Source organism: Streptomyces sp. NPDC060031 (assembly GCF_042736805.1).
Lineage (GTDB): Bacteria > Actinomycetota > Actinomycetes > Streptomycetales > Streptomycetaceae > Streptomyces.
Window position 1 is genome coordinate 23,467 of sequence record NZ_JBHWVM010000093.1, and the last position, 8,146, is coordinate 31,612.

Here is an 8,146-nt window from a genome sequence, read left to right on the forward strand (position 1 = left end):
GTCGAACCCGATCACGGGGCCGCCGCATCCACCGCCTTCACGATCCGCTTGTCGGAGATCGGGTACGCCGTCCCGAGCGCGTGCGCGAAGTAACTGACCCGGAGTTCCTCGATCATCCAGCGGATCTCGGTGACCTCGGACGGCACCGGCCGCCCCTTCGGGAGCTGCTCCAGCAGCCACAGGTACTCGTCCCGCATCTCGTGGACCTTCTCCATGCGGGTGGTGTCGCGCTGGACCCCCGTGGGCATCTGCTGGAGCCGCCGGTCCGCCGCCACCAGGTAGCGCATCAGGTCCGGCAGCCGGCGCAGTCCGGTCAGCGTCACGAAGCCGGCCGGCACGAGGGCCGCCAGCTGCGTCCTGACGTCCTGCAGGTTGGCGACCAGGGCCAGGCTGTTCGTGGCCTTCAGGCGGCGCTCACAGGCCTGCCAGGCGGCCAGCACCTGCTGCACCTGGCCCACCGTGCGTACGGTCGTGTCCACCAGGTCGGTCCGTACGGCTTCGTAGAGTTTCCGGAAGCCCGTCTCGTCCCACGCCGGGCCGCCGTGGTCGGCGATCAGCTTGTCGGTCGCCGCGGTCGCGCAGTCGTCGAAGAGCGCCTGGATCGACCCGTGCGGGTTCCTGGACAGGGCCAGCTTCTGCTGGTTGGTCAGGTGGTCCGAGGCGAACTTCGCCGGATTCACCGGGATGTTCAGCAGGATCAGCCGCCGGGTGCCCAGCCACATCGCCTGCTGCTGCTCGGCCTCGGTGTCGAAGAGCCGTACGCAGACGCTCGCGCCCTCGTCCACCAGCGCCGGGTAGGCCTTCACCGGCTGGCCGGCCCGACGGGTCTCGAAGACCTTGGTCAGCGTGCCGATCGTCCAGTCGGTCAGCCCGGAGCGCTCCAGCGACTCGCCGCCCGCCCGCTCGGCGGTGGCCGCGGCGGCCTTGGAGAGGGCCTGGCGGGCCTTGGGCTTCAGCTTCAGCCGCAGCGCCTCCAGGTCCTTGTCCTCGGCGAGGTTCTTGCGGCGCTCGTCGACGATCCGGAAGGTGATCTTCAGGTGGTCCGGGATCCGGGTGAGGTCGAAGTCCTCGGCCGAGACCGGCACCCCGACCATCCGGTGGAGCTCACGCGCGAGCGTCACGTGCAGGGGCTCCTGCAGCGGCACGGCCGTCGCCAGGAAGCGGCTCGCGAAGTTCGGCGCGGGCACGTAGTGGCGGCGGATCGGCTTCGGCAGCGAGCGGATCAGCTCGGTGACGATCTCCTCGCGCAGACCCGGGATCTGCCAGTCGAAGCCCTCGTCGGTGACCTGGTTCAGCACCTGGAGCGGGATGTGGACGGTCACGCCGTCCGCGTCCGCGCCCGGCTCGAACTGGTACGTCACGCGGAATGTGAGCTGCCCCTGCTGCCAGGAGTCCGGGTAGTCGGCCTTGGTGACCCCGGCCGCCTTCTCGGTCAGCAGCATCTCGCGCTCGAAGTCGAGCAGTTCGGGCTCGTCGCGCTTCTTGTGCTTCCACCAGGAGTCGAAGTGGGCGCCGGAAACCACGTGTTCGGGGATCCGCTGGTCGTAGAAGTCGAAGAGCGTCTCGTCGTCCACCACGATGTCGCGGCGCCGGGCCCGGTTCTCCAGCTCCTCCACCTCGGTGAGGAGCTTGCGGTTGTCGGCGTAGAACTTGTGGTGGGTCCGCCAGTCGCCCTCGACCAGGGCGTTGCGGATGAACAGCTCCCGTGAGACCTCGGGGTCGATCCGGCCGTAGTTGATCTTCCGCTGGGCCACGATCGGCACGCCGTACAGCGTGACCTTCTCGAACGCCATCACGGCCGCCTGGTCCTTCTCCCAGTGCGGCTCGCTGTACGTGCGCTTGATCAGGTGCTGCGCGAGCGGCTCGACCCACTCCGGCTCCACCTTGGCGTTCACCCGGGCCCACAGGCGCGAGGTCTCCACCAGCTCCGCCGACATCAGGAACTTCGGCTGCTTCTTGAAGAGCGCCGAGCCCGGGAAGATCGCGAACTTGGCGGACCGCGCCCCCAGGTACTCGTTCTTCTCGGTGTCCTTCAGGCCGATGTGCGAGAGCAGGCCGGCCAGCAGCGAGATGTGGACGCTCTGCTCGGGGGCGTCGGCCTCGTTGACGTGGATGCCCATGGTCTTGGCGACCGTGCGCAGCTGCGAATAGATGTCCTGCCACTCGCGGATCCGCAGGAAGTTCAGGTACTCCTGCTTGCACATCCGGCGGAAGGCGGAGGAGCCGCGCTCCTTCTGCTGCTCGCGGACGTAGCGCCACATGTTCAGGAAGGCCAGGAAGTCGCTGGTCTCGTCCTTGAAGCGGGCGTGGTTCTGGTCGGCCTGGGTCTGCTTGTCCGAGGGCCGCTCGCGCGGGTCCTGGATGGACAGGGCGGCCGCGATGACCATGACCTCGCGCACGCAGTTGTTCTTGTCCGCCTCCACGACCATGCGGGCCAGGCGCGGGTCCACCGGGAGCTGGGAGAGCTGGCGGCCCATCGGGGTGAGCCGCTTCTTCGGGTCCTTCTCCGTCGGGTCCAGCGCGCCGAGCTCCTGGAGCAGCTGGACGCCGTCGCGGATGTTGCGGTGGTCCGGCGGGTCGAGGAAGGGGAACTTCTCGATCTCGCCGAGGCCGGCCGCGGTCATCTGCAGGATGACGGAGGCGAGGTTCGTGCGCAGGATCTCGGCGTCCGTGAACTCGGGACGGGAGAGGAAGTCGTCCTCGGAGTACAGCCGGATGCAGATGCCGTCGCTGGTACGGCCGCAGCGGCCCTTTCGCTGGTTGGCGCTGGCCTGCGAGATCCGCTCGATGGGCAGCCGCTGGACCTTGGTGCGGTGGCTGTAGCGGGAGATCCGGGCGGTGCCCGGGTCGATCACGTACTTGATGCCCGGGACGGTCAGCGAGGTCTCGGCGACGTTCGTCGCGAGGACGATCCGGCGGCCGGTGTGCTGCTGGAAGACCCGGTGCTGCTCGGCGTGCGAGAGGCGCGCATAGAGGGGGAGAACCTCGGTGAAGCGCAGGTTCCGTTTGTTTAGCGCGTCTGCCGTGTCGCGGATCTCGCGCTCGCCGGAGAGGAAGACCAGGACATCACCCGGGCCCTCCGCCTGGAGCTCGTCCACGGCCTCGCAGATCGCGGTGATCTGGTCCCGGTCGCTGTCGTCGCCCTCCTCCTCCAGGAGCGGGCGGTAGCGGACCTCGACCGGGTACGTACGGCCGCTGACCTCGACGATCGGCGCGTCCCCGAAGTGCCGGGAGAACCGCTCCGGGTCGATGGTCGCCGAGGTGATCACGACCTTGAGGTCGGGGCGCTTCGGCAGCAGCGTGGCCAGGTAGCCGAGCAGGAAGTCGATGTTCAGAGACCGTTCGTGGGCCTCGTCGATGATGATCGTGTCGTACGCGCGCAGCTCGCGGTCCGTCTGGATCTCGGCCAGCAGGATGCCGTCCGTCATCAGCTTCACGAAGGTCGCGTCCTGGTCCACCTGGTCGGTGAACCGGACCTTCCAGCCGACCGTCTGCCCGATCTCGGACTTCAGCTCCTCCGCGATGCGCTCCGCGACCGTGCGGGCCGCGATCCGGCGGGGCTGGGTGTGCCCGATCATGCCGCGGACGCCGCGGCCCAGCTCCATGCAGATCTTGGGGATCTGCGTGGTCTTGCCGGAGCCGGTCTCGCCCGCGACGATCACGACCTGGTGGTCGCGTATCGCCTCGGCGATCTCGTCCTTCTTCTGGCTGACGGGCAGGCTCTCGGGATACGTGACCTCCGGCATCCGCGAGGCACGGCCGGCCAGTCGCCCGGCGGCCTTCGCGGCCTCCGCGGCGATCTCGTCGAGCACGGCCTGCTTGGCCTCGGGCTTGCGGATACGGCGGGCGCCTTCGAGGCGGCGGCCGAGGCGGTGCGCGTCACGGAGGGAGATCTCACCGAGAAGCGTCTGCAGGGCGGCGAAGGAAGTAGACATACCTGGTCGAGGATCTCACCTGGTCCCTCCGGGTGGCGAACGCATTTGTGGGGCTGACCCGTACCATTTCGGGACGAGTCCCCCGACCGACGTCCGTGAGAGGTCCCACGTATGCGCAGCAGTCCGCACCGCGGCGTGTGGTGCCTGCTGGCTGCCGCCGTCCTGGCGGTGCTCTGCGCCCTGGCCGGCGCCGGACCGGGCGGTACGGACCTGGGCGCGCCCCGCGCGTCGGCCCCGGCCCCGCTGTCGCTGGTCGCGCAGGCGCAGGCGCAGGCGCCGGCCGCCCACGACGCGGGCGCCGGGCGGTGTGACCCCGCTCCGGCCGGACCCGACGGCGCCCCGGCCGTCCCGGCGCGGGCCGCCGGGCACGCGGAACCGGGCACACCGGCCGCCGACCGGCCCGCGCTCGCAGAGGGCGGAGCCTTCGCGATCCCCCGGGCGCTGATCTGCGTACGCGGGCCCGATCTGGCGGCGCCCGGGCCGGTGGAGCTCTCCGTGATGCGGGTGTAGGAGGACCGCTCCCCCCGGTCCGCCCCACCCTTCCGCAGCACTGGAGAACGCACCCGCATGTCCTCTTCCTCCCGCAAGCCCGCCTCCCGCAAGACCCCCGCCCGCAAGCCCCTCCTGATCTCCGCCGGTGTCGCCGTCGCGGCGATCACCCTCGGCCTCGTCTCCTGGCAGGCCACCGCCCCCGCCGAGAAGGACTCCGGCCGGTCCGGGGCCTCCGCCGCCACGCCCGGGACCGACCCCGCCGCGGCGCTCAAGGCGCTGGCCCGCCGCGACTCCGGCGACAAGCTCGCCGTGGGCCGCGCGGACGCGCCCGTCGTGCTCATCGAGTACAGCGACTTCAAGTGCGGCTACTGCGGCAAGTTCGCCCGCGACACCGAGCCCGAACTGGTGAAGAAGTACGTGCAGGACGGCACCCTGCGCATCGAGTGGCGCAACTTCCCCATCTTCGGCGCCGACTCCGAGGCCGCCGCCAAGGCCGCCTGGGCCGCCGGGCAGCAGGACCGCTTCCAGCAGTTCCACGCGGCCGCGTACGCCGAGGGCTCGAAGGAGAAGGGCTTCGGCGCGGCCCGCCTGGAGGAACTGGCCCGGCAGGCCGGGGTCCCGGACCCGGAGAAGTTCAAGCAGGACGCGGCCGGCGAGGGCGCCACCGCGGCCCTGCGCAAGGACCAGGAGGAGGGCTACCGCATCGGCGTGCAGTCGACCCCCTCCTTCCTGATCAACGGCACGCCCATCGCGGGCGCCCAGCCACTGGACGCCTTCATGGCGGCGATCGCCAAGGCGAAGGCCGCGAAGTGACCGACATCGGATACCTGGCCGCCCTGCTGGGCGGCCTCCTCGCGCTGCTCAGCCCGTGCAGCGCCCTGCTGCTGCCGGCCTTCTTCGCGTACTCCATCGACTCCGCCTCCCGGCTGCTCGCGCGCACCGGGATCTTCTACGCGGGCCTCGCGAGCACCCTCGTACCGCTGGGGGCGGCCGGCTCGTACGCCGGGCGGTTCTTCCACAGCAACCGCGAGGAGCTGGTCCTCGTCGGCGGCTGGCTGATCATCGCGCTCGGACTCGCGCAGATCCTCGGCCTCGGCTTCGCCTCGAAGCGCATCTCGGAGCTGTCCGGGCGGATCCGGCCCACCACCGCGCTGTCGGTGTACGCGCTCGGCGCGGTGTACGGCCTGGCCGGTTTCTGCGCCGGCCCCATCCTGGGCAGCGTCCTGACGGTCGCCGCGGTCAGCGGCAGCCCCGTCTACGGCGGCCTGCTGCTGGCGGTCTACGCCCTGGGCATGGCGGTGCCGCTGTTCCTGCTGGCCCTGCTGTGGGAGCGGTTCGACCTGGGGCGGCGGCGCTGGCTGCGCGGCCGGACCCTCTCGGTGGGCCGATTCGAGCTGCACACCACCTCACTGCTGTCCGGGCTGTTCTTCATCGTGCTCGGCACGCTGTTCCTGGTCTACGACGGGGCGAGCGCGCTGCCGGGGCTGCTGGACGTGGACGACTCGTTCGCGGTGGAGGAGCGGGTCCGCTCCCTCACGGGCGGGGTCCCGGACTGGGCGCTGCTCGGGCTGGTCGCCCTGGGGGCCGCTGCCGTGGGTCTCGTGAAGTGGCGCCGTACGGAGCGCACCGCCACCGAAGACCCGGCCGACGCCGGGTAATGCAGAAGGCCCCGTCCGATGGACGGGGCCTTCTGTGTGGTGGCTGGGGCCGGGGTCGAACCGGCGACCTATCGCTTTTCAGGCGATCGCTCGTACCAACTGAGCTACCCAGCCACGAAACCGTTTCCGGCTTCAGCGAACCTGACGGGACTTGAACCCGCGACCTCCACCTTGACAGGGTGGCGAGCTAACCAACTGCTCCACAGGTCCTTGCATTGTGCGAGAACAAGTCTCGCACATGGTGTTGCGTACCCCCAACGGGATTCGAACCCGTGCTACCGCCTTGAAAGGGCGGCGTCCTGGGCCACTAGACGATGAGGGCTAAAGGCCCGCCGGGCGCTTCTCAGCGCGTCGGGGACGTGAGAAGCATATGGGATCCGGGGAGCTATCGCCAAAACGGTTTCCCCCGGAGTCACAATGGCCGGGTGCTGGAGATGACGCGCGAGGAGTTCGAAGAGCTCGTCGCAGAGGCCTTGGACCGCATCCCGCCGGAGCTCACGCGGCTGATGGACAACGTGGCGGTGTTCGTCGAGGACGAACCGCCCGCGGACGACCCCGAGCTGCTCGGCCTGTACGAAGGGACCCCGCTCACCGACCGGGGCGAGTGGTACGCCGGGGTGCTGCCGGACCGCATCACCATCTACCGGAACCCCACGTTGCGGATGTGTGAGGACCGGGAGAGCGTGGTCGCGGAGACGGAGGTCACCGTGGTGCACGAGATCGCCCACCACTTCGGGATCGACGACGACCGGCTGCACGCGCTGGGGTACGGGTGACCCGCTCGGCCGAGGGGGCCGGGGCCGCCGGCGAGGCCGGCGAGGCCGAGGCGATCGACCCGGACGTGGATCTCCACGTCCCCGCGCAGCGGGCCGAGCCGCAGGGGCCGGTGCTCGCCGCGGTGGCGGCCGGCGGCGTGGCCGGGGCGCTCGCGCGGTACGGGGTCTCGCTGCTGCTCCCGGCCGGGCCCGGGAGTTTCCCCTGGGCCACCTTCTGGACCAATGTGGCCGGCTGCGCGCTGATCGGCGTCCTGATGGTGCTGATCAGCGAGGGCGGCCGGACGGCTCCGCACCCGCTGCTGCGGCCCTTCGCCGGGGTCGGGGTGCTCGGCGGGTTCACCACCTTCTCGACGTACGCGGTGGACTTCTCGCGCCTGCTGGACGAGGGGGAGGCCCAGGCCGCGCTGGCGTACGCCGGGTTCACGGTGGTCGCCGCGCTCGGCGCGGTGTGGGCGGCGGCCTCGATGACGCGGCTCGCGGTCCGGGGCCGCGGGCACGACCGGGTCCGGGACCGGGGGCGGGCGTGAACTGGCTGCTGGTGGCGCTCGGCGCGGCCGTCGGGGCGCCGCTGCGCTACCTGACGGACCGTGCGGTGCAGGCGCGCCACGATTCGGCGTTCCCGTGGGGGACCTTCGTGGTGAACGCGGCCGCCTGTCTGGTGCTCGGCGTGCTGTCCGGGGCGGCGCTGTCCGGGGCGGGCTCCTCGCGGCTGAACCTGCTGCTCGGGACGGGGTTGTGCGGGGCGCTCAGCACGTACTCGACCTTCTCCTACGAGACGTTGCGGCTGGCGGAGCGCGGCTGGAGGTTCCTGGCGGTGGCGAACGTGGCGGCGTCGGTGCTGGTCGGGCTGGGCGCCGTACACCTCGGGTCGCAGGTGGCGCGGCAGCTCTTCGCCTGACCGTGCGAGCCGTCCACCGGCGGGGCGTGTCTCTTACGGGGCAAAGGGAGTTGGGCACATTGACCCGCTCCCCGCGGAGCTTTGGACTGTGTTCCGGAGGTGCCCCGTGCGCCAGTTGTCCGCTTCCCTGCGTCTGGCCGTCACCGCGTTCGCGGTCACGGTGACGGCGGGCTGCATGAGCATCGGCGAGGACGCCGCGAAGCCGGGGCCCGCCTCCTCGGCGGACCTCCAGGGGGCCAAGTCCGGCGGGGCCGCCACCTCGGGACGGGGCTCCGGGCTCCACGGCAACGGTCACGGCGGCAAGGACGGTACGGGCAAGTCGGACGGCAAGCCCGGGGAGGACGGCAAGGCCGCCGGCGCGACCGGGGCCTCGCCCAGCCCGGGCGC

Annotated in this window: 7 protein-coding genes, 3 tRNA genes and 1 pseudogene; 7 read left to right on the plus strand and 4 right to left on the minus strand. The window is 71.1% G+C overall.

The genetic code is table 11. From position 1 onward, the window contains the following. Positions 1–11: 11 nt before the first annotated feature. Positions 12–3,935 (minus strand): ATP-dependent RNA helicase HrpA, encoded by a 3,924-nt coding sequence (hrpA, locus tag ACFWB8_RS30615; RefSeq protein WP_385234282.1) that lies wholly within the window; start codon positions 3,933–3,935, stop codon positions 12–14. 111 nt (positions 3,936–4,046) lie between these two features. On the opposite strand from hrpA, the gene ACFWB8_RS30620 reads away from it, so the two are divergent. Genes ACFWB8_RS30620 through ACFWB8_RS30630 form a run of 3 tightly spaced genes read left to right on the plus strand, consistent with a single transcriptional unit; the run spans position 4,047 to position 6,085 of the window. After that, positions 4,047–4,445, plus strand: coding sequence for a hypothetical protein (locus ACFWB8_RS30620; RefSeq protein WP_385234285.1), 399 nt, complete (start codon positions 4,047–4,049; stop codon positions 4,443–4,445). Between the two features lie 57 nt (positions 4,446–4,502). Beyond that, complete coding sequence (locus ACFWB8_RS30625) at positions 4,503–5,240, plus strand: DsbA family protein (protein ID WP_385234288.1); 738 nt, start codon at positions 4,503–4,505, stop codon at positions 5,238–5,240. Continuing rightward, the gene (locus ACFWB8_RS30630) at positions 5,237–6,085 is read left to right on the plus strand and encodes a cytochrome c biogenesis CcdA family protein (protein ID WP_385234290.1); all 849 of its coding nucleotides are present in this window, start codon (positions 5,237–5,239) and stop codon (positions 6,083–6,085) included. Before ACFWB8_RS30625 ends, ACFWB8_RS30630 begins: the two co-directional genes overlap by 4 nt. A gap of 37 nt (positions 6,086–6,122) precedes the next feature. On the opposite strand, the gene ACFWB8_RS30635 is transcribed toward ACFWB8_RS30630, so the two are convergent. The 3 genes from ACFWB8_RS30635 to ACFWB8_RS30645 all read right to left on the minus strand — a co-directional run bounded on the left by ACFWB8_RS30635 (position 6,123) and on the right by ACFWB8_RS30645 (position 6,407). Continuing rightward, positions 6,123–6,199, minus strand: a tRNA-Phe gene (locus tag ACFWB8_RS30635). 22 nt (positions 6,200–6,221) lie between these two features. Then, a tRNA-Asp gene (locus ACFWB8_RS30640) sits at positions 6,222–6,295 on the minus strand. A gap of 39 nt (positions 6,296–6,334) precedes the next feature. Next, positions 6,335–6,407 (minus strand) — tRNA-Glu (locus ACFWB8_RS30645). 103 nt (positions 6,408–6,510) lie between these two features. On the opposite strand from ACFWB8_RS30645, the gene ACFWB8_RS30650 reads away from it, so the two are divergent. From ACFWB8_RS30650 to ACFWB8_RS30665, 4 genes and pseudogenes are all read left to right on the plus strand, one after another. Then, entirely contained in the window at positions 6,511–6,861 is a 351-nt protein-coding gene (locus ACFWB8_RS30650) for a metallopeptidase family protein (RefSeq protein ID WP_030726307.1), read from the plus strand. Further along, positions 6,858–7,388, plus strand: a complete 531-nt coding sequence (locus ACFWB8_RS30655) for a CrcB family protein (protein ID WP_385234292.1) — start codon at positions 6,858–6,860, stop codon at positions 7,386–7,388. The genes ACFWB8_RS30650 and ACFWB8_RS30655 overlap by 4 nt, the downstream gene beginning before the upstream one ends. Further along, the gene (gene crcB, locus ACFWB8_RS30660) at positions 7,385–7,759 is read left to right on the plus strand and encodes a fluoride efflux transporter CrcB (protein ID WP_385234294.1); all 375 of its coding nucleotides are present in this window, start codon (positions 7,385–7,387) and stop codon (positions 7,757–7,759) included. The genes ACFWB8_RS30655 and crcB overlap by 4 nt, the downstream gene beginning before the upstream one ends. A gap of 106 nt (positions 7,760–7,865) precedes the next feature. Continuing rightward, positions 7,866–8,146: pseudogene (locus tag ACFWB8_RS30665) on the plus strand (hypothetical protein); the annotation flags it as partial.

Coding starts and splice junctions, on each gene's coding strand:
- ACFWB8_RS30620 (WP_385234285.1), top strand. CDS start 4,047: ATGCGCAGCAGTCCGCACCGCGGCGTGTGGTGCCTGCTGGCTGCCGCC.
- ACFWB8_RS30625 (WP_385234288.1), top strand. CDS start 4,503: ATGTCCTCTTCCTCCCGCAAGCCCGCCTCCCGCAAGACCCCCGCCCGC.
- hrpA (WP_385234282.1), bottom strand. CDS start 3,935: ATGTCTACTTCCTTCGCCGCCCTGCAGACGCTTCTCGGTGAGATCTCC.